Below are 21,774 nucleotides of genomic sequence, written 5' to 3'. Positions count from 1 at the left end.
GCGCCGTCCTGCGGCGGCCTGGTGTGGCCGAGCGCCTGGCGCATGCGCTCGCCCAGCGTCACCGGCGCCGAGGCCGGTGCGATCGCCTGCGGATCGATGTCCGGCGCCGCGGCGACCGCGCTGGCGCCGCCTTCGCGTGCCTCGCCTTCGCCCGCCTTGTCGTGCTGATCCTTGCCGCCCGGCTTGCCTTCCCCGTCCTCGCTGGCCAGCGTGTTCCCCATCGCGCTGGCGCTGGCGATGCTGGCGGTATGGCCGGTGGTGAACACGCTGGGCGTATCGACCGGCGGCAGGCCGTGCGCGCGCTCCGAGGCGGGCGGCGCGATCTCGGCCAGTTCGGCGGGCCATTTGCCGAGCAGGTAGTAATCCATCACCTTGCGCGCGATCGGTGCCGCGTGCGCCGCGCCGAAGCCCGCGTTCTCGACGATCAGCGCCAGCGCGATCTTCGGCTTGTCGGCGGGTGCGAACGCGGTGTACAGCGCGTGGTCGCGCTTGTGTTCGGCCAGTGCGTGATGGTTGTACTTCTCGCCCTTGGCCAGCGAGTAGGTCTGCGCGGTGCCGGTCTTGCCGGCCGACTCGTAGGCGGCGCCGGCGAACACGCGCGCCGCGGTGCCCGAATGCGTGACGCCGACCATCGCGCGCTTGATCACGTCGATATCGGACTGCTTGAACGGCAGCCGGTAGCTTTCCTTCGGCACCGTCAGGCGGCGCTGGCGCGTGACCGCGTCCTCGATCGCCTTGACCAGGTGGGGCTTCATCACCACGCCGTTGTTGACCAGGATCGAGGTCGCATGCGCCAGCTGCAGGATCGTAAAGCTGTTGTAGCCCTGGCCGATGCCCAGCGAGATGGTTTCGCCGTCATACCACTTTTGCTGCTCCGGCTTGCGGTAGGCGCGGCGCTTCCAGTCGGTCGACGGCAGGATGCCGCGGTTCTCGCCCTCGATATCGATGCCGGTCAGCTGGCCGAAGCCGAGCGGCTTCATGAAGTCGTGGATCGCGTTGACGCCCATGTCGCGCGCCAGCGCGTAGTAATAGGTGTCGCACGACGCGACGATCGAGCTATGCATGTCGACCCAGCCGTGGCCGCCCGGCTTGTCGTCGCGAAAGGTGTGGTTGCCCAGCGTGAAGAAGCCGGGGTCGTGCATGCCCCAGTTCGCGGTGCGCTTGCCGGTCGCCAGCGCCGCCAGCGCCATGAACGGCTTGTAGGTCGAGCCGGGCGGGTAGGTGCCGCGCAGCGGGCGGTTCAGCAGCGGCTTGTTCGGCGAATTGTTCAGCTCGTTCCAGGTAGCGGTGTCGATGCCCTCGACGAACAGGTTCGGGTCGAAGGTCGGCTTGGAGACGAAGGCGAGGATGTCGCCGGTGGCCGGCTCGATCGCCACCAGTGCGCCGCGGCGGTCGCCGAACAGCGCCTCGGCCAGCTGCTGCAGCCGGATGTCGAGCGACAGGATCAGGTTGTTGCCCGGCGTCGCCGGCGCGGTCGACAGCGTGCGGATCGGCCGCCCGCCGGCGCTGACCTCGACCTCCTCGATCCCGGTCAGCCCGTGCAGCTCGGTCTCGTAGCTTTGCTCGATGCCGATCTTGCCGATGTAGTTGGTGCCCTTGTAGTTGTCGGCGTCCTTGCGCGGATCGTACCTGGCCGGATTGGCGTCGTTGGCCTCGTCCATCGCCTCGATGCGCTGCTGGTCGCGCTGCGAGATGCGGCCGATATAGCCGACCACGTGCGAGGCCGATTCGCCCATCGGGTACTGGCGGAACAGCCGGGCCCGCACGTCGACGCCGGGAAAGCGGAAGCGCTGCGCGGAGAAGCGCGCGACCTCCTCGTCGCTCAGCTGGCTGCGGATCGGCAGGCTTTCGAAGCTGCGCGACTCCTCCATCAGCCGGCGGAAGCGCCGGCGGTCGCGCGGCTGGATCTCGATCAGCTCGGACAGTTCGTCGATGGTGTCGTCCAGCGACTGCGTCAGCTTGGACGGCGTGATCTCGAGCGTGTAGGCGGAATAGTTGCGCGCCAGCACGATGCCGTTGCGGTCCATGATGATGCCGCGGTTCGGCTCGATCGGCGCCACCGAGATGCGGTTGTCCTCGGCCTTGGCCGAATACTGGTCGTGCTTGTACCACTGCAGCCAGAAGAAGCGCAGGAACAGCAGGCCGAACAGGATCACGGCGAACAGCGCCGCGGCCGCCACGCGAAGGCGGAAGCGGCCGAGCTCGAGTTCGACGTTGCGGATTTCGGTCATGGTGCTGCGTGGACGGGCGGTCGGGGCACGGAGGGGAACAGCGAACGGAGTGCCATGCCGTCAGATCGGCCGGGTTTCGTCGACGTCGATCGAACGGCGCTGCGGCGCCAGCAGCAGGCCGGTGGCCAGCGGCCACAGCAGCGCCTCGATGCCGGGCGCGACCAGCAGCGGCCAGCCGGGCAGCGGCGCGCCCATCAGCAGCCGGATCACCACCGGCACCGCATGCGCGATGAACAGCAGCGGCAGCACGTGCAGCGCCTGCGTATAGACGCTGAACCACAGCACGCGGCGGTGGATCGTGATGGCGAAGTACGCCAGCAGCGTGTAGGCCATCGCGTGCTCGCCGAGCAGGCGGGCATCGTGCACGTCCATCAGCAGGCCCAGCACGAAGGCCACGCCCATGCCGACCTTGCGCGGCTGGTGGATGTTCCAGAACACCAGCACCAGCGCCACCATGTCGGGCACCCACAGGATGTCACCCCACGGCAGCAGGTTGAACAGGAACGCCAGCACGAAGGTCAGCGCGATGAAGGCCGGGTTGACCGGCCGCAGCAGGTATTGGGGATGGGTCACCGCTTCTGCTCCTGGCCGGGCGCGGTCGAAGGCGCGGCCGCGGTGGCGACCGTGGCCGCGGCATCCGCCTTCGGCGCCTTCTCCGCTTTCTCGGGCTTATCGGCCTGATCGGCCTTATCCGTCCTGGCGGCCTTGCCCGCCTTGTCCGTCTTGCTGGCCTTGCCGCCGGCGTTCTTGCCGTCGGCCCCGGCCGGCAGGTCGCGCGAGGGCTTCTCGGCCTCGTAGCGCACCACCAGCAGTTGCCGATGCGAACGCACGCCCGCGACCGGCTCGCAGTAGACGCGCGAGAACGCGGTATCGGCCTTGCGTTCGATCTGCACGATGCGCGCGACCGGCAGCCCGGCCGGATAGACGCCGTCCAGGCCGGAGGTCACCAGCAGGTCGCCCTGCTGCAGATCGGCGGACGCCGCCATGAAGCGCAGATCCAGCATGCCCGCCTTGCCGCCGCCGAAGGCGATGCTGCGCAGGCCGTTGCGTACCACCTGCACCGGGATCGCCTGGTCCTTGTCGGTCAGCAGCGTGACTTCGGACTGGAACGGCGTCACGCGCGTGACCTGGCCGACCACGCCGCGATCGTCGATCACCGGATAGCCGGCCCGCACGTCGTGCTGGCTGCCGCGGTCGATCACGATGCGCTGGCTGTACGGATCGCGCGCGTCGTACAGCACCTCGGCCGCGGTGACCGGCGTGGCCGATTGCTCCTTCAGGTCAAGCAGCTTGCGCAGCTGGCGGTTCTCGGCCTCGAGCTGGGCCTGGCGCAGCGCGTCATCGGCCTGGGCCACCGCGCGCCGGCGCAGCTCGCGGTTCTCGCTGGCCAGCGCGGCGGACGACTGCAGATAGTCGAACGCGGTGCGCGCCATGTCGCGCGGCACCAGCACCGCGCGCTCGACCGGCATCAGCACGGTGGCGGCGACCTGCCGGACCGTGGACAGCGCATCGAAGCGGGCGTCGACGACCAGCAGCACCAGCGCCATCGTGACGAAGATGACCAGGCGCGCGAACGCGGACGTGCCCTGCTTGAATAGCGGTGGCGGCGTGTAATCCATTTAGCCGTACGCAGGCGGTGGCGGTCCGCGTCGCCGGCACGCCGCGCGCGGGCGTCCGGGGGCGGACCGGAATTGGCAAAGTCGCACGGGCCGCCGGTGGGCGGCGGCCGGCTTGGCCAGGGTGGCGCGGCGGCGGACCTGCCCGTGGCCGGCGTCGGCCAGCGGTGCGGGCAGGGCGCGCTTCGCCACGGGAACGATCCTTTGCCGGACCGGCTTACTCGTAGGCGAAGATGCTGCCCAGCTTGTCCATGCGCTCCAGGGCCATGCCCGAGCCGCGCACCACGCAGGTCAACGGATCCTCGGCGACCAGCACCGGCAGGCCGGTTTCCTCGGCCAGCAGGCGGTCCAGGTCGCGCAGCAGCGCGCCGCCGCCGGTCAGCGTGATGCCACGCTCGGCGATGTCCGCGCCCAGTTCGGGCGGGGTCTGCTCCAGGCCGATCTTGACGGTGGAGACGATCTGGTTCAGCGGATCGGTCAGCGCTTCGAGGATCTCGTTGGACGAGACCGTGAACGCGCGCGGGATGCCCTCGGACAGGTTGCGGCCCTTGACCTCCATCTCGCGCACTTCCGAACCCGGGAAGGCGGAGCCGATTTCCTTCTTGATCGCTTCGGCGGTCTGCTCGCCGATCAGCATGCCGTAGTTGCGGCGGATGTAATTGACGATGGCCTCGTCGAACTTGTCGCCGCCGACGCGCACCGAGCCCTTGTAGACCATGCCGCCCAGCGAGATGATGCCGACTTCGGTGGTGCCGCCGCCGATATCGACGACCATCGAGCCCGACGGCTCGGACACCGGCAGGCCGGCGCCGATCGCGGCGGCCATCGGTTCCTCGATCAGGTAGACCTGCGAGGCGCCGGCGCCCAGCGCCGACTCGCGGATCGCGCGGCGCTCGACCTGGGTCGAACCGCACGGCACGCAGATGATGATGCGCGGCGACGGACGCAGCAGCTTGCTGTCGTGCACCATCTTGATGAACTGCTTGAGCATCTGCTCGGTGACGGTGAAGTCGGCGATCACGCCGTCCTTCATCGGGCGGATCGCCTCGATGTTGCCCGGCACCTTGCCCAGCATCTGCTTGGCTTCCTTGCCGACTGCCTGAATGGTCTTCTTGGCGTTCGGGCCGCCGCCCAGGTGGATCGCGACCACCGACGGTTCGTCCAGCACGATGCCCTTGTCACGCATGTAGATCAGCGTGTTGGCGGTGCCGAGGTCGATCGCGAGATCGTTGGAGAAGTAGCTGCGGAGAAATCCGAACATCAGGAGTCCTGTTTTCTGGTGGGTTCGCAGGTATGCGAAGCGGCCGGCGCCAGTCGTTGGCGCCGGCCGCGAAATTCATATGTCGTCGATGGAAACGGCGCGCGTCGTCCGCGCATCCACGGTCCCGCCCATGCCGTTGCGGTGCGCCAGGCGAACCGCGACAGTGCTGGGGGAATGGGCCCGCCGAGCCGGCGGAACGCACTCCCACGGGAACCTTTGATTAGACGGCGCCAGAAAGTTCGCCAAACTTCATTTGGCGGATGGCCGGACGGTGGTCCGGGCGCCACAGACCCGGCACCCAAGATGGGGCAGCAGCGAGTCGGTCTAATCGGAGGATCCTGGTCCGGGCCCCGCGGGCAGTCGGGTCCGGCATCCTTCAGCGGCCGGGTCCTGGGTCCCAAGCGGCGAAGGCGCCGCCAGGGGCGGCGGCAAAACGGAATGATACCTTATAATTCCGCGTGTTTCGGCGGCAAATTGCCCTGAAAAAACCTGTAATTCTGACGATTGTGGGGCGCCGCGCGCGGCACATTCTCCGGGCTGACGCCGGGCCGGCAAGGGCCCCGACAGGGCGCTGCCCGAGGCGCGCCGGCCCGGCCCGGTTCAGCGCCTCCCGACTATCTCCGTACGGTCGCCACGGTCGTCATTCTCCCGGTTCGTCCCGGCCTGTCGCCGGACTGCCGGGCCCTCTGGAATTCCTCGCACCCACGCCATGGCACTCGAGCTATCCGACGTCAAGCGCATCGCCCATCTTGCCCGCATCGACATCAGCGATGACGAAGCCGGCCAGACGCTCGGGCAATTGAATCAATTCTTCTCGCTGGTCGAGCAGATGCAGGCGGTCGACACCAGCGGCGTCGCACCGCTGGCGCATCCGCTGTCGGCGGTACGCGAAATGCAGCAGCGGCTGCGCGACGACGTCGTCACCGAGCCCAACCGGCGCGACGACTACCAGCGTCCGGCCCCGGCCACCGAGGCCGGCCTGTATCTGGTGCCAAAGGTGATCGAATAACGGTCCCACGCCCGGCTCGCCGACGTCGTCCGGCCTTTCCGTATCGGCGTACCGGTACGCACGGCGGCGTCTCCTGAATAGATCCGGCCCGCGCAGCGATGCGCCGCGGGCCGTTCTCCGAAGCTCTTCCGACACTCCATGTCTTCCTCCGCTTCCTCCTTCCCGGTCGGTTCGACCGTGACCTCGCTGCGCCAGATCGCCGATGCGCTCGCCGCCGGCGCGGTGTCGGCCGAAGAACTGGCGCGCGACTATCTGGCCCGCATCGAGCAGGCCAGTGCGCTGAACGCCTACATCCATGTCGACGCCGAACTGACGCTGGCGCAGGCCCACGAGGCCGATGCGCGCCGCGCGCGCGGCGAGGCCGGTCCGCTGACCGGCGTGCCGATCGCCCACAAGGACGTGTTCGTCACGCGCGGCTGGCGCTCGACCGCCGGCTCGCGCATGCTGGCCGACTACGAGAGCCCGTTCGATGCCACCGTGGTCCAGCGGCTCGCCGCCGCCGGCATGGTGACGCTGGGCAAGACCAATATGGACGAGTTCGCAATGGGTTCGTCCAACGAGAACTCGCACTTCGGCCCGGTGCGCAACCCGTGGGACGCGTCGCGCGTGCCGGGCGGCTCGTCGGGCGGCTCGGCCGCGGCGGTCGCCGCGGGTCTGGCGCCGGCCGCGACCGGTACCGATACCGGCGGCTCGATCCGCCAGCCGGCCGCGTTCTCGGGCATCACCGGCATCAAGCCGACCTACGGCCGCGTGTCGCGCTTCGGCATGATCGCGTTCGCCTCGTCGCTGGACCAGGCCGGCCCGATGGCGCGCAGCGCCGAGGATTGCGCGCTGCTGCTCAATGCGATGGCCGGTTTCGACGAGCGCGATTCGACCTCGCTGACGCCGGCCCAGGGCGGCGTGGACGAAGACTTCACGCGGCTGCTGGGCCAGCCGCGCGGTGGCGCCAGCGCGAAGCAGCCGCTGGCCGGCCTGCGCATCGGCCTGCCGCGCGAGTACTTCGGCGCCGGCCTGTCGGCCGATGTCGAGGCCGCGGTGCGCGCCGCGCTGCGCGAATACGAGAAGCTGGGCGCGACGCTGGTCGAGGTGTCGCTGCCCAAGACCGAGCTGTCGATCCCGGTCTACTACGTGATCGCGCCGGCCGAGGCCTCGTCCAACCTGTCGCGCTTCGATGGCGCGCGCTACGGCCATCGCGCGGCCGAGTACCGCGACCTGCTCGACATGTACAAGAAGACCCGCGCCGAGGGCTTCGGCTGGGAGGTCAAGCGCCGCATCCTGGTCGGCACCTATGTGCTGTCGCACGGCTACTACGACGCCTACTACCTGCAGGCGCAGAAGATCCGCCGCATCATCGCCGACGACTTCCAGCGCGCCTTCGGCGAGTGCGACGTGATCATGGGGCCGGTGGCGCCGACGGTGGCGTGGAAGCTCGGCGAGAAGAGCGCCGATCCGGTGCAGATGTACCTGGCCGACGTCTTCACGCTGTCGACCAGCCTGGCCGGCCTGCCCGGCATGAGCGTGCCCTGCGGCTTCGGCGAGGGCGGCATGCCGGTTGGCCTGCAGATGATCGGCAACTACTTCGGCGAGGCGCAGCTGCTGCAGACCGCGCACGCCTTCCAGCAGGCCACCGACTGGCATCTGCGCCAGCCCTCGCAGGGATGATCATGAACGCGCTGCTTTCGATCCGCCCGTCCCGCCCGTCCCGCCTCTCTGCCGGCCGCCTGGCATTGACGGCCGTGCTGCTGGCCGCGCTGGCCGGGTGCATTCCGCTGCCGCGCATCGGCGGTCCCACGCCGATCGCCGATCGCGACATCGACCTGGCCGGCGACTGCCGCCGTACCGAGGAAGACGGCTTCCGCGAGGACGCACAGCTGCGCGTGGCGGACAACAACGTGCAGCAGCTGTCGTGGAAGCTGTGGGTCGGCAAGCGCGGCTCGTGCAGCTTCGACCTGGCCGAGTTCCGCCAGACCCGCCGCAAGCCGCATATCGAACTGGCCGCGCGCGACGGCAGCGCGTGCAAGCTGCTGGTCTGGCAGGACCCGCGCCGCGTCACGCTGGCGCACGCCAATTGCCAGAGCCGCTGCACGCCGGGCATCTATGAAGAGGCGTGGCCGGTCATGTTCGAACCGGGCACTGGCACCTGCGCGCGCACGCAATAACGCGGCCGCACGCACCGCCACAGAGCACAACGCAGAACGCAACGCAGAACGCGAAAGCACACGGCGGCGCGGCCCAGGCCGGCGCCGCCGCAAGGAACCAACAGGAATACCGCCATGCAATGGGAAGTGGTGATCGGTCTCGAAACGCATACGCAGCTTTCGACGGCCTCGAAGATTTTTTCCGGCGCCTCCACCGCGTTCGGCGCGGCGCCCAATACCCAGGCCAGCCCGGTCGATCTGGCGCTGCCCGGCACGCTGCCGGTGCTGAACAAGGCCGCGGTCGAGCGCGCGATCCAGTTCGGCCTGGCGATCGGCGCCCATGTCGCGCCGCATAGCGTGTTCGCGCGCAAGAATTACTTCTACCCCGATCTGCCCAAGGGCTACCAGATCAGCCAGTACGAGATCCCCGTGGTGCAGGGCGGCAGCCTGACCTTCCAGGTCGAGGGCCGCAAGGGCGAGTTCTACGAGAAGACCGTGCAGCTGACCCGTGCCCACCTCGAGGAGGACGCCGGCAAGTCGCTGCACGAGGACTTCGCCGGCATGACCGGCATCGACCTGAACCGCGCCGGCACCCCGCTGCTGGAGATCGTCACCGAGCCCGACATGCGCAGCGCCGCCGAGGCGGTCGCGTATGCGCGCGCGCTGCATACGCTGGTGGTGTGGCTGGGCATCTGCGACGGCAACATGCAGGAAGGGAGCTTCCGTTGCGACGCCAACGTGTCGGTGCGGCCGGTCGGCAGCGACAAGCTGGGCACGCGCCGCGAAATCAAGAACCTGAACTCGTTCCGCTTCCTGCAGCAGGCGATCGAGTACGAGGTGCGCTGGCAGATCGCCGAGATCGAGGATGGGCGCGAAATCCAGCAGGCCACCGTGCTGTTCGATCCGGACACCGGTGAGACGCGCGCGATGCGGACCAAGGAAGACGCGCACGACTATCGCTACTTCCCCGATCCGGACCTGCTGCCGCTGGAGATCGAGCCGGCCTGGGTCGAACGCGTGCGCGCCGCGATGCCGGAGCTGCCGGCCGCGATGCAGGCGCGCTTCGTCTCGCAATACGGGCTGCCGGCCTACGATGCCAGCGTGCTGACCTCGTCGAAGGCGCTGGCCAACTGGTTCGAGCAGGTCGTCGCCGAGGCGGGCGCGGCCAACGCCAAGCCGGCGGCCAACTGGCTGATGGGCGACGTCGCCTCGCAGCTGAACCGCGAGGGCATCGAGATCGATGCCGCGCCGATTCGCCCGGCACAACTGGCGCTGCTGCTCAAGCGCATTGCCGACGGCACGGTGTCGAACAACACCGCCAAGAAGGACGTGTTCCCGGCGATGTGGGCCGGCGAGTGCGACGGCGACGCCGACGCGATCATCGCCGCCAAGGGCCTGAAGCAGATGTCGGACACCGGCGCGCTAGAGGCCATCATCGACGAGGTGCTCGCCGCCAACGCCAAGTCGGTCGAGGAGTTCCGCGCCGGCAAGGAGAAGGCGTTCAACGCGCTGGTCGGCCAGGCGATGAAGGCGACCAAGGGCAAGGCCAATCCGGCCCAGGTCAACGAGCTACTGCGCAAGAAGCTGGGCTGATCGGCTCGGCGCAGTCAGATCGGGAACCCGCGCCCTGGCGCGGGTTTTTTGATGGCGTGACGGGATTGGGCGATATGGGTCGATCGATCGCCCCGCCCTCTCCCCGGCCCTCTCCCCGGCCCTCTCCCCCGCCCTCTCCCCGGCCCTCTACCGCAAGCGGGAGAGGGAGAACACCGTGCGGGATGGCCGACCGCTTCCGTTTTCGCCCCTCCCCCGCTTGCGGAAGAGCGGCCGGGGGAGAAGGCAGCCGGCCCACCCCGAACAGCGTTTGCTACACTCCAGCGCAAATCGTTCGATGACCCGCCAATGAATCCGCAAGACGTCGCCGCCTATCTGCAAAGTCATCCCCAGTTCTTCGAGGACCACGCCGAGCTGCTGGCCTCCGTGCAGCTGACGAGCCCGCACAGCCATCGCGCGGTCTCGCTGCAGCAGCGCCAGATGGAAATCCTGCGCGAGAAGAACAAGGGCCTCGAACTGAAGCTGGCCAATCTGATGCGCCACGGCCACGACAACGACCGCACGCAGAACCGCATGCACGCGTGGCAGCTGCGGCTACTCGGCGAGGCCGATGCGCTGGCGCTGCCGATGGCGGTCAGCCAGGGCCTGCAGCAGGTCTTCGATGTGCCGGCCGTCGCGCTGCGGCTGTGGCAGCTGGCCGAAACGCACGCCCCGCTCGATCTGCTGCGCGGCGAACAGGCCGCCGCCAGCGAAGCCGCGCGCCGCTTTGCCGAGGGCCTGCAGACGCCGTATTGCGGCGCCAATCCGTGGGCCATCGCGCCTGCCGTCGCCGAAGAGGGCGCCCCGCCTGTGCCGGCGGCAGTGCCCGACACGCTTGGTGAAGGCGGCAAGCAGGCGGTCGACTGGCTCGAGCGCGATGACATCGCGTCGCTCGCGATCGTCGCGCTGCGTGCCCCCGCCGGCCAGGACGCCGAAACGGGTCCGACCTTCGGCCTGCTGGTGCTCGGCTCGCCCGATGCGCGCCGCTTCCACGAAGGCATGGGCACGGCCTACCTGAGCCGCATCGGCGAACTGGCAGGCGCGGCGCTGGCGCGCCTGCGCGGTTGATCGAAGGACTCGGGCGGCAACGGATGGCCCGCGCCAGCGAACCGGCGTCCGCGGCGAACGCGACGGACGCGCCCCCACCGGCCCTCGATCCGCTGCTGCTCCGCTATCTGGACTGGCTGGCCAGCAGCCGCAAGCTGGCCGAGCACACGCTGGTCGGCTACCGGCGCGACCTGTCGGTATTGCAGGCGCAGGCCGCCAGGTTCGCCCCCGGTACCGCGCTGACCGCGCTGCGCACCGACCAGATCCGCAGCTTCGCCGCGCGGCTGCGCGGCAGCGGTCTCGCTTCGACCAGCATTGCCAGGGCGTTGTCGGCCTGGCGCGGCTTCTACCTGTGGGCCGCGCGGCACGGCCACGGCGTCGAGGCCAATCCCGTCGACGGTGTGCGTGCCCCCAAGGCCGGACGGCCGCTGCCCAAGGCGCTATCGGTCGAGCACGCGGTGGCGCTGGTCGGCCAGCCGGCCGGCGAGGGCGCCGAGGGGCTGCGCGACCAGGCCGTGTTCGAGCTTGGCTATTCGAGCGGCTTGCGCGTGTCGGAGCTGGTGCAGCTCGATTTGCGTTACGTGGAAGAGGACGGCTACCGCTCGTCGGGCTGGATCGACCTGGCCGCGGGCGAAGTCACGGTGCTCGGCAAGGGTTCGCGCCGCCGCAGCGTACCGGTCGGCAGCAAGGCGGTGCAGGCGCTGCGCGCGTGGCTGGCGGTGCGCGACGACTGGGTCAAGGCTTCGGCCGTCGCCGACCATCGGTACGCGCTATTCCTGTCGCGGCGCGGCGAGCGGCTGTCGGACCGGACCGTGCGCGCCCGCATCAAGCAGCAGGCGATCCGCGCCGGCGTGCCGGCCGATGTGCATCCGCACATGCTGCGGCACTCGTTCGCCAGCCACGTGCTGCAGTCGTCGGGCGACCTGCGCGCGGTGCAGGAGATGCTGGGCCACGCCAGCGTGGCGACGACGCAGATCTACACCGCGCTCGATTTCCAGCATCTGGCCAAGGTCTACGACCAGGCCCATCCCCGCGCACGGTTGGCCGAGCGCGACACCCCCGCCGCGCCCGCTGCCACATCGAAGCCGGACGACGAGCCCGCCTGAGGCCCCGCCAGCCCGCCTGAGGCCCCGCCAGCCCGCCGTCCCTGCCTACGCCCACTGCGACAGGATCTGCCGGAACGCCGCGATCTCGGGCAGCAGCCAGTTGCGGAAGGCCTGCACCTTCGGCGTCTCGAGCATCGCGGGCGTGCAGACGAAGTACAGCAACCACGGACACGGGATGCTGACGTCGAACAGCCGCACCACCCGCCCGGACAACAGATCGTTGTAGGCCAGCGACGAGCGGATCAGCGCGATGCCCTGGCCCTCCGCCGCGGCCTGCAGCAGCAGCGACGAATCCTCGAACATCAGGCCCTTGCGCGGCTCGGGCCAGTCGAGTCCCGCCGCCTCGAACCATGGCCGCCACGGATCGCCTTCGCCGCGGAGCAGCGTCAGCCCCTGCATCTGCTCGGGGCGCTGCGGCAGCTTGCCGCCCAGCAAGGTCGGGCTGCAGACCGGGAAGAACACGTCGTCGAGCAGCCGCTCGACATAGAGCCCCGGATAGTCGCCGCTGCCCATGCGCAGCGCCACGTCGACCTCGTCGCGCGCGAAATCGACCAGCGTGTTCGACGACATCAGCTCGACGTCCAGCTCGGGATGCCGTTCGATAAAGCTGCCGATGCGCGGCGTCAGCCAGCGGGCGGCAAACGACGGCATCGTGCTGATGGTCAGCCGCTTGTCGCGCGTGCCTGACTGCAGCGCGCGCGTCGCTTCGGCGATCTGCAGCAGCGCGTCGCGCACGCGCTCGGCGTAGACGCGGCCGGCCGGCGTCAGGCTGACCCGCTTGCCGTTGCGGGCGAACAACGGCTGGCCCAGTTCTTCCTCCAAGGCACGGACCTGATGGCTGACGGCCCCATGGGTGACGAACAGCTCGGTGGCCGCGCGCGAGAAGCTCTCATGCCGCGCGGCGGCTTCGAACGCGCGCAGCGCGGTCAGCGCCGGCAGCCGTGGCAGCTCGCGATGCCAGGCGCGCGGCAGTTCGACGGGATTACGCTTCAGGGTCATCGCAACAGCGTCGCTATGTGAGATTCGCTAACAAGGGAAATCAATATATATCGTTTTGGAGGTGGTCGGGCAATCACTAGAATGCAATGCATCGGGACCGCAACAGCGAGCGCGCCAGGCCAACCCAGGCCAGACACGGTAAAGCGCGACGCCAGCCGCGCGAAACTCGCGTGCCGGACGGTACCGTCACCTTAGTGAAGGAAGTCCAAAATGGAAACCCTGCTCACAACGACCGTCTTCAGCCTGAACCCGGGCGAGGTCGCGCCGCTGTCGGTACACACCGCGCAACGGCTCTATGTGGAAGATGCCGCCGGCCTGAACCTGTGGGTCACCCGCGACGGCGACTCGGAAGATTACTGGCTGCGCTGCGGCGCCAGCCTGCAGCTGAACCGCGGTGACGAAGTGGTGCTCAGCGTCGATCCGCGTGCCGAGCGCCCGGTACGGCTGGCGCTGATCGCCGAAGCCCGCCGCCCGGCCGCCACCAACCTGCCGCATCTGGTGAACCGCATCGTGCGGCGACTGGTCCGAGGCACGCAATGGTCGCCTAACCAGGACGTCGTCGCGGCGTCCTGAGCCGAAAGCCGATGCGCCGGGCCGGCGCCATCTGCGGCTGGTCTACAGCCGGCCGCCGGCGCGCCCGGTCTCCGGCGAAGATCGTCCCAAACCAGACCACACCAGCGGACAACCCTGACGGCGCCAGGGTGACAGCCGCCAGCGAAGCAGGGGCCGGTGCGAACCGGCCCTTTTCGCTACACTCTCGGCATGCAAGCAATCGAAGTCATCGAGCGGGGCCGGGAGGACTACGCGCCCTGTTTCGACGCGATGCGCGCCTACACCGCCGCGCGCACCGCCGAATCCCCCGACCAGATCTGGCTCGTCGAGCATCCGCCGGTCTACACGCTGGGCCAGGCGGGCGATCCCTCGCATCTGCTGTCGCCCGATCCGGCGATCCCGCTGGTGCGGATCGATCGTGGCGGACAGATCACCTATCACGGTCCCGGCCAGGTCGTCGCCTACCTGCTGCTGGACCTGCGCCGCCGCGGCCTGATGGTGCGCGAGCTGGTCCATGCGATCGAGCAGGCGGTGCTGGACACGCTCGCGGCGTATAATCTGCCCGCCGAACGCAAGCCCGGCGCCCCCGGCATCTATCTGTCCGACGGTCCGCACCGCGGCGCCAAGATCGCCGCGCTGGGCCTGAAGATCCGCAACGGCTGCAGCTACCACGGCGTCAGCCTGAATGTGCGGATGGATCTGGACCCGTTCCTGCGTATCAATCCGTGCGGTTATGCCGGCCTCGAGACGGTCGACATGGCCCGCGCCGGCGCGACGGTACCGGCGAGCGATGCAGACGACGGCGTGCGCCGGGAACCGGTCGACGCCGGGCACCAGCCGGAGATCGCGCGACGCCTGGCGGCGGCATTGTGCGACGTGCTGGCGGCGGCGCAGCTGCGCGCCGCGGCCGGCGAACCGGCCGCGAACGAGCAAGCAAACCAGCAAGCGAACCGGCAAGCGAACGAACAAGCGAACGAACCAGCCGCCACGGCCCCTGGCCACCTGACACCCCTGACTACGGCCTAGCCGACCTATGCGCGCGGGGAGCGCGCGGAGAACACCATGAGCGACGCCCTGATCGCCACCTCGAATCCCCAAGGCGACGCCGCCCAAGGCGCGGCCTACGACCCGACCCGCAAGCAGAAGTCGGCCGACAAGACCGCCCGCATTCCGATCAAGATCGTCCCCGCCGAAAAGCTGAAGAAGCCGGACTGGATCCGCGTGAAGGCGGCGACCGGCAATTCGCGCTTCTACGAGATCAAGGACATCCTGCGCGCCAACAACCTGGTGACGGTGTGCGAGGAAGCGAGCTGCCCGAACATCGGCGAATGCTTCGGCAAGGGCACCGCGACGTTCATGATCATGGGCGACAAGTGCACGCGCCGCTGCCCGTTCTGCGACGTCGGCCACGGCCGCCCGGACCCGCTCGACGTCAACGAGCCGCTGAACCTGGCCAAGACCATCGCCCAGCTGAAGCTGAACTATGTGGTGATCACCAGCGTCGACCGCGACGACCTGCGCGACGGCGGCGCCCAGCACTATGTGGACTGCATCAGCAAGACCCGCGAGCTGTCGCCGATCACCCGCATCGAGGTGCTGGTGCCCGACTTCCGCGGCCGTCTCGACAAGGCGCTGGACATCCTGCAGGCCTGCCCGCCGGACGTGATGAACCACAACCTGGAAACGGTGCCGCGCCTGTACAAGCAGGCCCGTCCCGGCGCCGACTACGCGCACTCGCTGAAGCTGCTGCAGGAGTTCAAGCGCCGCAATCCGGACGTGCCGACCAAGTCGGGCCTGATGGTGGGCCTGGGCGAGACCGACGAGGAAATCCTCGAAGTCATGCGCGACATGCGCGCGCACGACATCGACATGCTGACCATCGGCCAGTATCTCGCTCCGTCGAACCACCATCTGCCGGTGCTGCGCTACGTCCATCCCGACACCTTCAAGATGTTCGAGGAAGAGGCCTACAAGATGGGCTTCACCCACGCCGCGGTCGGTGCCATGGTGCGCAGTTCCTACCATGCCGACCAGCAGGCGCACCAGGCCGGCTTCGCCTGATCCCGCCCGGCGCCCGTTCGCGGCGCCGGATGTTGCCTTGCCTTCTTCCGATCCCGTGGCAGACGACGCAGGCGCCAGCCGCCTGCGCGCGCCGCGCGATATCACCGATCTGCTCAATTTCCGTCTCGCGGCGCTGGTTGGCGCCAGCGGCGCGGCGGTGATCCGCCTGTGCGAAGGCCAGTACGGGGTGTCGCGCCGCGAGTGGGCGCTGCTCGGGCTGCTGGCCATGCGCGGCGCGCAGGCGCCGTCGGAGATCGCCGACCAATGCCATCTGGACCGCACGCGCGTATCGCGGGCGATCACGCGCCTGACCGCCAAGGGTTTGATCCGGCGGCAGACGCTCGACGGCGACCGCCGCCGCGCCAGCGTCGCGCTGACGCCGGCGGGGCAGGCGCTCTACCGGCAGCTGTTCGACGAGGTGGCGGCGATCAATCGGCGCCTGGTCGAGACGCTATCGAATGAAGAACTGGCGACGCTGGACACGCTGTTGACCGCGCTGACCGAGCAGGCCGTCCGCGTCAAGCGGCAGGTCGCCACCACGGTCAGCACCAACCGCTGGCGTGGCGGCGGCGCGCGGCGTCAATGGACCGCGCCGGAAGACGAAGCCGAGGCTGAGTCGGAGATGGACCCCGCCTCGGACGAAGACAGCGCCGCCCGCTAGCGCAACGCCTCGCGCGCGCCGCGCCATTTCTCGTGCAGCAGCTCCTCCGGCAGCTCGCTCTCGTCCCAGAATCCCAGCAGGATGCCCTTGCGCACCGATGCGCCGCGCATCGCGGCGATGCGTTCATCGCTGATCGCGGTTCGCTGCGACTGCCGTAGTCCCCATTGCGCCAGCGCGAGATACATGCGCTCGCATTGCGCCTGGTGGGCGGGATCGGCGCCGAGGTCGTGCAGCTCGTGCGGGTCTTCGGCCAGATCGAACAGCATCGGCCGGAAGCCGGGCGCGTGAATGTACTTCCAGCGTGCGTCGACGACCATGAACAGCCGCGCATCGAGCGGCGCGACGCCGAGCGATACCGCGGCACCGGTCGCCGAATAGTCGTATTCGCTGATCGCGTAGCGGCGCCAGTTCGCCGGCGCCTGTCCGTGCAGCCAGGGCTGCAGCGCACGTCCCTCGAGCCGGTGCGGTTGCGGCGCGCCGCCGCAGGCCTCGACGAAGGTCGGCACCAGGTCGATCGCCTCGACCAGCGCATCGCAGACCGAGCCGCGCGTCGCGTCGGCCGCCGGAGAAGGATCGACGACGATCAGCGGCAGCCGCACCGACGGCTCGTGGAACAGGTCCTTCTCGCCCATCCAGTGGTCGCCCAGGTAGTCGCCATGATCTGACGTGAACACGATCATGGTGTCGTCGAGCAGCCCCTTGTTCTCGAGGAAGCGCATCAGCACGCCGATCTGATCGTCGATCTGCGTGATCAGGCCCATATAGGCGGGAATCACCGCCTCGCGCACCTCGTCGCGCGAAAACGCCCGGCTGACGCGCGAATTCAGGAAGGCCTGATAGATCGGATGCGGCTGCGCGCGCTCGCCCTCGTTGCGCACCGGCGGCGGCACGTCGGCGGCCCCGTACATCGCGTGATAGGGCGCCGGCGCGATGCAGGGCCAGTGCGGCTTGATATAGGAAAGATGCAGGCACCACGGCGCGTCGCCGGCCTGGTCGATGAACTCCATCGCGCGCCGCGTCATGTACGGCGTTTCCGAATGCTCCTCGGCCACGCGCGCGGGCCGGCTCGAATTGCGCAGCAGCCAGCCCGACAGCAGATTGCCGTTCTCGTCCTCGCCGGCGTTGGCCCAGTCGTCCCAGCCGTCGTCGCCGGCATAGCCGAGCTCGCGCAGATAGTCGTTGTAGCGCACCGGCTTCGGATCGTAGCGGCCGGCCGGGCCGCTGCCATGCAGGCCGTCGTCGCGCTCGTACGGATCGAAGCCGCACTCGGCCACGCGCGTGCCGATCAGCGAGATCGGATCGATGCCGAGCCGCGCCATGCCCTCGGTGTCGGCCGCCATATGGGTCTTGCCGACCAGCACGGTCTGCCGGCCGAGCGGGCGCAGATAGTCGCCCAGCGTCATCTCGCCGACCTTCAGCGGGAAGTTGTTCCAGGCGGCGCCGTGCGAATCGACATACCGGCCGGTGTAAAAGCTCATCCGCGACGAGCCGCAGATCGTCGATTGCGCATAGGCGCGCGAGAAGCGTACGCCGCGCGCGGCCAGTGCGTCGATGTTGGGCGTGCGGATGGTCGGATGCCCGGTGCAGGACAGGTAGTCCCACCGCAGCTGGTCGCACATGATGAAGAGAATATTGCGGGCCATCGCCGTCACTCCTTGCTGTTGCGTCCGGCCGGACCTTATTGCTGGAAGCCGCTGCGCTTGACCACCGGCTGCCACTGGGCCTTGTAGGCCTTCAGCATGTCCGCGGTCTGCTGCTGCGTGCTGGCCACCGGCTGCATGTTGGCGGCGACGAAGCGCTGCTGCACCGCCGGGTCGGACATCACGCTGTGGATCGCCGCCGACAGCGCCTTGACCTTGTCCGCCGGCATCGACTTGGGCGCGAAGAACGCGTTCCAGCCGTCGGCGGCCAGATCGATGCCGGTCTCCTTCAGCGTGGGGATGTCCTTGGCGAACGACGAGCGCGTCTTGCCCGAGACCGCGAGGATCTTCAGCTTGCCGCTCTGATGCAGCGACAGCACGGCGTCGAGCGTGTCGACGCCGACCGGCACCTGGCCGCCCAGCATGTCGGTGGCCAGCGGCGCCGAGCCCTTGTAGCCGACCACGTCGCCCTTGACGCCGGCGCGCTCGGCCAGCATCAGCGCGAAGAAGTGGGGCAGGCTGCCGGTGGCCGGCACGCCGAAGAACGCCTTGCCGGGATTGGCCTTGAGCCACGCCACCAGGTGCGACATCTCGCGCACCGGCACCTGCGGGCCGGTGATCACGGCGAAGTCGTAGGTCGAGACCTGCGACACCGGCACGAAATCCGCGTCGGGATCGTAGCTGGTGTCCTTGAACACCAGCGGGGCGACCGTCATCACCGCGGGATTGCCAAGCATCAGCACGTTGTCGGCGGGAGCGGCGTGCTTGAGCTGCTGCGCGGCGAGCCGGCCGCCGGCGCCGGCCTTGTTCTCGACCACCACGGTGACGCCGTACTTCGCCTGCAGCGCCTGGCCGACGATGCGCGCGGCGCGGTCCGAGGCGCCGCCCGGCGCATACCCGACGACAAAGCGCAGCGGCCCGTCGATCTTGTCGATTTTCTGTGCCAGCGCGGCGGGCGCGGCCGCGCTCAGCAGCGCGACGGCCAGCGCCGCGCGGCGGGCCTTGCGGGCCAAGGTTGCGAATGTCATGGCGTCTCCGTGAGGGTCCTTTCTGCGAGGATGCGGGCAAATTTAAGCGGGACATCGACGATTGATCTAATCAACTATCGTCGCGTGCCGCTATGGAAAACCCTAGGCGTCGGCATGGCGGCACAGGTTTCGCAAAACTCACTTTCTCGATAAATTGCCGATAAGACGCATCGGGCGCTCCGCCGCGCATATTGGAGGTGCATTCCGGAGCTGCATTCCGGAGTTGAATTCCAACGACATTCCCGGACCCCGCGCGCCTCCTGAATTCCGGACCGACCACCATCATGGCTAGTTGCACGATCCACCGCCTTGCCGAGCGCGCGCTGCTGTGCAGCGTGCCGCCACCCGCGTCGCTCGACGTGCAGCGCCGTTTCTGGGCGATGGCCGATGCCGCCGGCGCCTGGCCCGGCGTCGTCGATGCCTATCCCGGCATGAACAGCCTGACGGTGCTGTTCGATGAGGGCGCCGACCCGCTCGCGCTCGAAGCGCGGCTGGCGCAGGCGTGGGAGCGCGCCGACAGGGAAGGCGACGGCAGCAACGCCAGCAGCCATGTCGGCGGCCGCGTCGTCGAGATCCCGGTCCGCTACGGCGGCGACGATGGCCCCGACCTGGCCGACGTGGCCGCGCATACCGGCCTGACGCCCGAGGAGGTGGTGCGGCGGCACAGCGCGGGCAGCTATACCGTCTACTTCCTCGGCTTTCAGCCCGGCTTCGCCTATCTGGGCGGGCTCGACCCGGCGCTGGCCACGCCGCGGCGCACCGAGCCGCGGCTGGTGGTGCCGGCCGGTGCGGTCGGCATCGGCGGCGAGCAGACCGGCGTCTATCCCGCAGCCGCGCCCGGCGGCTGGCAATTGATCGGACGTACCGAGTTGCCGCTGTTCCTGCCCGAGCGCGATCCGCCCTCGCTGCTGGCGCCGGGCGATACCGTGCGCTTCGTTGTCGCATCGGTTGCCGAGCCACTCGCCAAATCGGTGCGCCCATGATCGAGATCCTTCGCCCCGGCGCGCTGGCGTCGATCCAGGACCTGGGCCGCAACGGCATGCGGCGGTTCGGCGTCGGCGGGGCCGGCGCGCTCGACACCGTCGCGCTGCGGGTCGGCAATCTGCTGCTGGGCAATGACGCCGGCGCGGCGGCCATCGAATTGACGCTGGGCCGCGCCACGGTCCGCTTCCACGCTGACCTGCGGATCGCGCTGAGCGGCGCCGAATGCCGTGCCGACCTCGACGGCGAGCCGGTCTGGTGCTGGCATGCGTTCGACGTGCGCGCTGGCAGCACGCTGACGCTGCCGGCGCCTCGCGGGGGCACCCGTACCTTTCTGTGCGTGGCCGGCGGCATCGACGTGCCACTGGCGATGGGCTCGCGCAGCACCGATCTGAAGGCTGGCTTCGGCGGATACCAGGGCCGCGCGCTGCGGCGGGGCGACCGGTTGGACGCGACGCGGCGCGACTCGGTCACGGCGCCATCGCCCCGGATCGGCGTGCTGTCGCCCGCGTGGGCGTTGCCGTTGCCATCGGTCGCTGACGGCCGCGCGCTGCCGATCCGCATGCTGCCCGGGCTGGAGTACGATCAGTTCGAGACCGAGGCCCAGCACGCGCTGTGGCAGGCCGACTGGACCGTCACGCCGAACAGCAACCGCATGGGGTTCCGGCTCGAAGGGCCGGCGCTGGCCCGGCGGCGCGGCGCACCGGAACTGCTGTCCCATGGCGTGGTGCCGGGCGTCATGCAGGTGCCGCCGGGCGGCCAGCCGATCGTGTTGATGGCCGATGCCCAGACCACCGGCGGCTATCCGAAGATCGGCGTCGTCATCGAGGCCGATCTGTGGCGCCTGGCGCAGGCGCCGCTCGGCGCGGCGGTGCGCTTTCACCGCGTCGGCCTCGAGGAGGCAGAGGCCGCGCGCATGCAGGTGCAGACCTATCTGCGCCAGGTCGCGCAGGCGGTGGCATGGCAAGGCGAGGCGCGGGCCGGGGGACAGGCGCTGGCCGCGCGGCGGCGGGCGATGACGCGCCAGCTGCCGTCGGCCGACGCCACGCTGCCGTGATGCAAACCAGCTCAACGAACCCTTCCGGGAGATCCGCCATGCAGATCGATCTGAACGCCGACCTCGGCGAAGGCTGCGGCAGCGACGAAGCGCTGCTGGCATTGATCAGTTCGGCCAATATCGCCTGCGGCTGGCATGCAGGCGACGCGGCCACCATGCTGCAGACCGTGCAGTGGGCACTGGCCAAGGGCGTCGCCATTGGCGCGCACCCCAGCTATCCCGACCGCGAGAATTTCGGCCGCACCGAGATGCGGCGCGACCCGCGCGACATCTATGCCGACGTGCTGTACCAGATCGGCGCGCTCGCGGCGATCGTCAAGGCCCAGGGCGGCCGCCTTGCCCACGTCAAGGCGCATGGCGCGCTCTACAACCAGGCCGCGCGCAACCGCGCGCAGGCGCAGGCAATCGTCGACGCGGTACGCGACTTCGACCCGCAACTGGTCTTCTTCGGCCTGGCCGGCAGTGTGATGATCGAGGTCGCGCGCGAGGCCGGGCTGACGGTCAAGGAAGAGGTCTTCGCCGATCGCGGCTACAACCCCGACGGCTCGCTGGTCCGCCGCGGCACGCCCGGTGCGCTGCTCGACGACGACGAGGCCGTGCTGGCGCAAACGCTGTCGATGGTCCGCGAGCGCAAGGTCCGCGCGATCGACGGCCAATGGATCCCGATCCAGGCCGATACCGTCTGCCTGCACGGCGACGGGCCGCATGCACTGGCCTTCGCCCAACGGATCCGCGATCGTCTGCGGGAAGAGGGGATTGCGGTGCGGGCTTAGGCAGGCGATATTCTTGCTCGAATT

At 69.3% G+C, this 21,774-nt stretch carries 20 protein-coding genes; 13 read left to right on the top strand and 7 right to left on the bottom strand.

Features of this window, described 5'->3' with window-relative positions:
- From mrdA to LRR16_RS13275, 4 genes are all read right to left on the bottom strand, one after another.
- On the bottom strand, positions 1-2,231 hold a 2,231-nt coding region (gene mrdA / locus LRR16_RS13290), incomplete at its 3' end, for a penicillin-binding protein 2 (RefSeq protein ID WP_232206205.1).
- A gap of 60 nt (positions 2,232-2,291) precedes the next feature.
- Positions 2,292-2,804 (bottom strand): rod shape-determining protein MreD, encoded by a 513-nt coding sequence (mreD, locus tag LRR16_RS13285; protein ID WP_006579990.1) that lies wholly within the window; start codon positions 2,802-2,804, stop codon positions 2,292-2,294.
- Positions 2,801-3,850, bottom strand: coding sequence for a rod shape-determining protein MreC (gene mreC, locus LRR16_RS13280; protein ID WP_064574865.1), 1,050 nt, complete (start codon positions 3,848-3,850; stop codon positions 2,801-2,803). The genes mreD and mreC overlap by 4 nt, the downstream gene beginning before the upstream one ends.
- 214 nt (positions 3,851-4,064) lie before the next feature.
- Complete coding sequence (locus LRR16_RS13275; protein WP_023264573.1) at positions 4,065-5,108, bottom strand: rod shape-determining protein; 1,044 nt, start codon at positions 5,106-5,108, stop codon at positions 4,065-4,067.
- A 709-nt stretch (positions 5,109-5,817) separates the two neighbouring features.
- Between LRR16_RS13275 and gatC the strand changes: the two genes are divergently transcribed.
- The 6 genes from gatC (at position 5,818) to LRR16_RS13245 (ending at position 11,998) form a co-directional block, all read left to right on the top strand.
- Positions 5,818-6,117: an Asp-tRNA(Asn)/Glu-tRNA(Gln) amidotransferase subunit GatC gene (gene gatC / locus LRR16_RS13270; protein ID WP_006580203.1), complete on the top strand. Its 300-nt coding sequence runs from the start codon at positions 5,818-5,820 to the stop codon at positions 6,115-6,117.
- 138 nt (positions 6,118-6,255) lie between these two features.
- A complete protein-coding gene (gene gatA, locus LRR16_RS13265; RefSeq protein ID WP_232206204.1) occupies positions 6,256-7,779 on the top strand; it encodes an Asp-tRNA(Asn)/Glu-tRNA(Gln) amidotransferase subunit GatA in 1,524 nt (507 codons plus the stop codon).
- Positions 7,776-8,276: a hypothetical protein gene (locus LRR16_RS13260; protein ID WP_232206203.1), complete on the top strand. Its 501-nt coding sequence runs from the start codon at positions 7,776-7,778 to the stop codon at positions 8,274-8,276. The genes gatA and LRR16_RS13260 overlap by 4 nt, the downstream gene beginning before the upstream one ends.
- Before the next feature lie 114 nt (positions 8,277-8,390).
- Complete coding sequence (gene gatB, locus LRR16_RS13255) at positions 8,391-9,848, top strand: Asp-tRNA(Asn)/Glu-tRNA(Gln) amidotransferase subunit GatB (protein ID WP_006577809.1); 1,458 nt, start codon at positions 8,391-8,393, stop codon at positions 9,846-9,848.
- A gap of 306 nt (positions 9,849-10,154) precedes the next feature.
- Positions 10,155-10,913, top strand: a complete 759-nt coding sequence (locus tag LRR16_RS13250; RefSeq protein ID WP_232206202.1) for a DUF484 family protein — start codon at positions 10,155-10,157, stop codon at positions 10,911-10,913.
- A gap of 23 nt (positions 10,914-10,936) precedes the next feature.
- Entirely contained in the window at positions 10,937-11,998 is a 1,062-nt protein-coding gene (locus LRR16_RS13245) for a tyrosine recombinase XerC (RefSeq protein ID WP_232206201.1), read from the top strand.
- A 45-nt stretch (positions 11,999-12,043) separates the two neighbouring features.
- On the opposite strand, the gene LRR16_RS13240 is transcribed toward LRR16_RS13245, so the two are convergent.
- Positions 12,044-12,997, bottom strand: a complete 954-nt coding sequence (locus LRR16_RS13240) for a transcriptional regulator GcvA (protein ID WP_023263526.1) — start codon at positions 12,995-12,997, stop codon at positions 12,044-12,046.
- 210 nt (positions 12,998-13,207) lie between these two features.
- Here LRR16_RS13240 and LRR16_RS13235 point away from each other — a divergent pair, with 210 nt between their 5' ends.
- The 4 genes from LRR16_RS13235 to LRR16_RS13220 all read left to right on the top strand — a co-directional run bounded on the left by LRR16_RS13235 (position 13,208) and on the right by LRR16_RS13220 (position 16,271).
- Positions 13,208-13,570 carry a DUF2917 domain-containing protein gene (locus LRR16_RS13235; RefSeq protein WP_006577813.1) on the top strand — a complete coding sequence of 121 codons (363 nt, stop codon included), beginning with the start codon at positions 13,208-13,210 and terminating at the stop codon, positions 13,568-13,570.
- A gap of 189 nt (positions 13,571-13,759) precedes the next feature.
- Entirely contained in the window at positions 13,760-14,575 is an 816-nt protein-coding gene (gene lipB, locus LRR16_RS13230) for a lipoyl(octanoyl) transferase LipB (protein WP_232206200.1), read from the top strand.
- A gap of 36 nt (positions 14,576-14,611) precedes the next feature.
- Positions 14,612-15,610: a lipoyl synthase gene (gene lipA, locus LRR16_RS13225; protein ID WP_006577815.1), complete on the top strand. Its 999-nt coding sequence runs from the start codon at positions 14,612-14,614 to the stop codon at positions 15,608-15,610.
- Between the two features lie 55 nt (positions 15,611-15,665).
- Positions 15,666-16,271 (top strand): MarR family transcriptional regulator, encoded by a 606-nt coding sequence (locus LRR16_RS13220; protein ID WP_232206199.1) that lies wholly within the window; start codon positions 15,666-15,668, stop codon positions 16,269-16,271.
- Here LRR16_RS13220 and LRR16_RS13215 read toward each other — a convergent pair.
- Together LRR16_RS13215 and LRR16_RS13210 are read right to left on the bottom strand one after the other, a co-directional pair.
- Entirely contained in the window at positions 16,268-17,914 is a 1,647-nt protein-coding gene (locus LRR16_RS13215; RefSeq protein ID WP_232206198.1) for an alkaline phosphatase family protein, read from the bottom strand. The genes LRR16_RS13220 and LRR16_RS13215 overlap by 4 nt on opposite strands.
- Before the next feature lie 35 nt (positions 17,915-17,949).
- On the bottom strand, positions 17,950-18,939 hold the full coding sequence (locus LRR16_RS13210) for a tripartite tricarboxylate transporter substrate-binding protein (protein WP_064574873.1): 990 nt from the start codon (positions 18,937-18,939) through the stop codon (positions 17,950-17,952).
- A 284-nt stretch (positions 18,940-19,223) separates the two neighbouring features.
- On the opposite strand from LRR16_RS13210, the gene pxpB reads away from it, so the two are divergent.
- Genes pxpB through pxpA form a run of 3 tightly spaced genes read left to right on the top strand, consistent with a single transcriptional unit; the run spans position 19,224 to position 21,750 of the window.
- The gene (gene pxpB / locus LRR16_RS13205) at positions 19,224-19,922 is read left to right on the top strand and encodes a 5-oxoprolinase subunit PxpB (RefSeq protein WP_006580169.1); all 699 of its coding nucleotides are present in this window, start codon (positions 19,224-19,226) and stop codon (positions 19,920-19,922) included.
- Positions 19,919-20,977 (top strand): biotin-dependent carboxyltransferase family protein, encoded by a 1,059-nt coding sequence (locus LRR16_RS13200; protein ID WP_232206197.1) that lies wholly within the window; start codon positions 19,919-19,921, stop codon positions 20,975-20,977. The genes pxpB and LRR16_RS13200 overlap by 4 nt, the downstream gene beginning before the upstream one ends.
- Positions 20,978-21,015: 38 nt before the next feature.
- Positions 21,016-21,750, top strand: a complete 735-nt coding sequence (gene pxpA / locus LRR16_RS13195) for a 5-oxoprolinase subunit PxpA (protein ID WP_006580167.1) — start codon at positions 21,016-21,018, stop codon at positions 21,748-21,750.
- Positions 21,751-21,774: the final 24 nt, after the last annotated feature.

Origin of the sequence: Cupriavidus sp. UGS-1 (assembly GCF_021213615.1) — a bacterium.
Classification (GTDB): domain Bacteria; phylum Pseudomonadota; class Gammaproteobacteria; order Burkholderiales; family Burkholderiaceae; genus Cupriavidus.
This window is presented reverse-complemented; position numbering and strand designations above follow the sequence as displayed.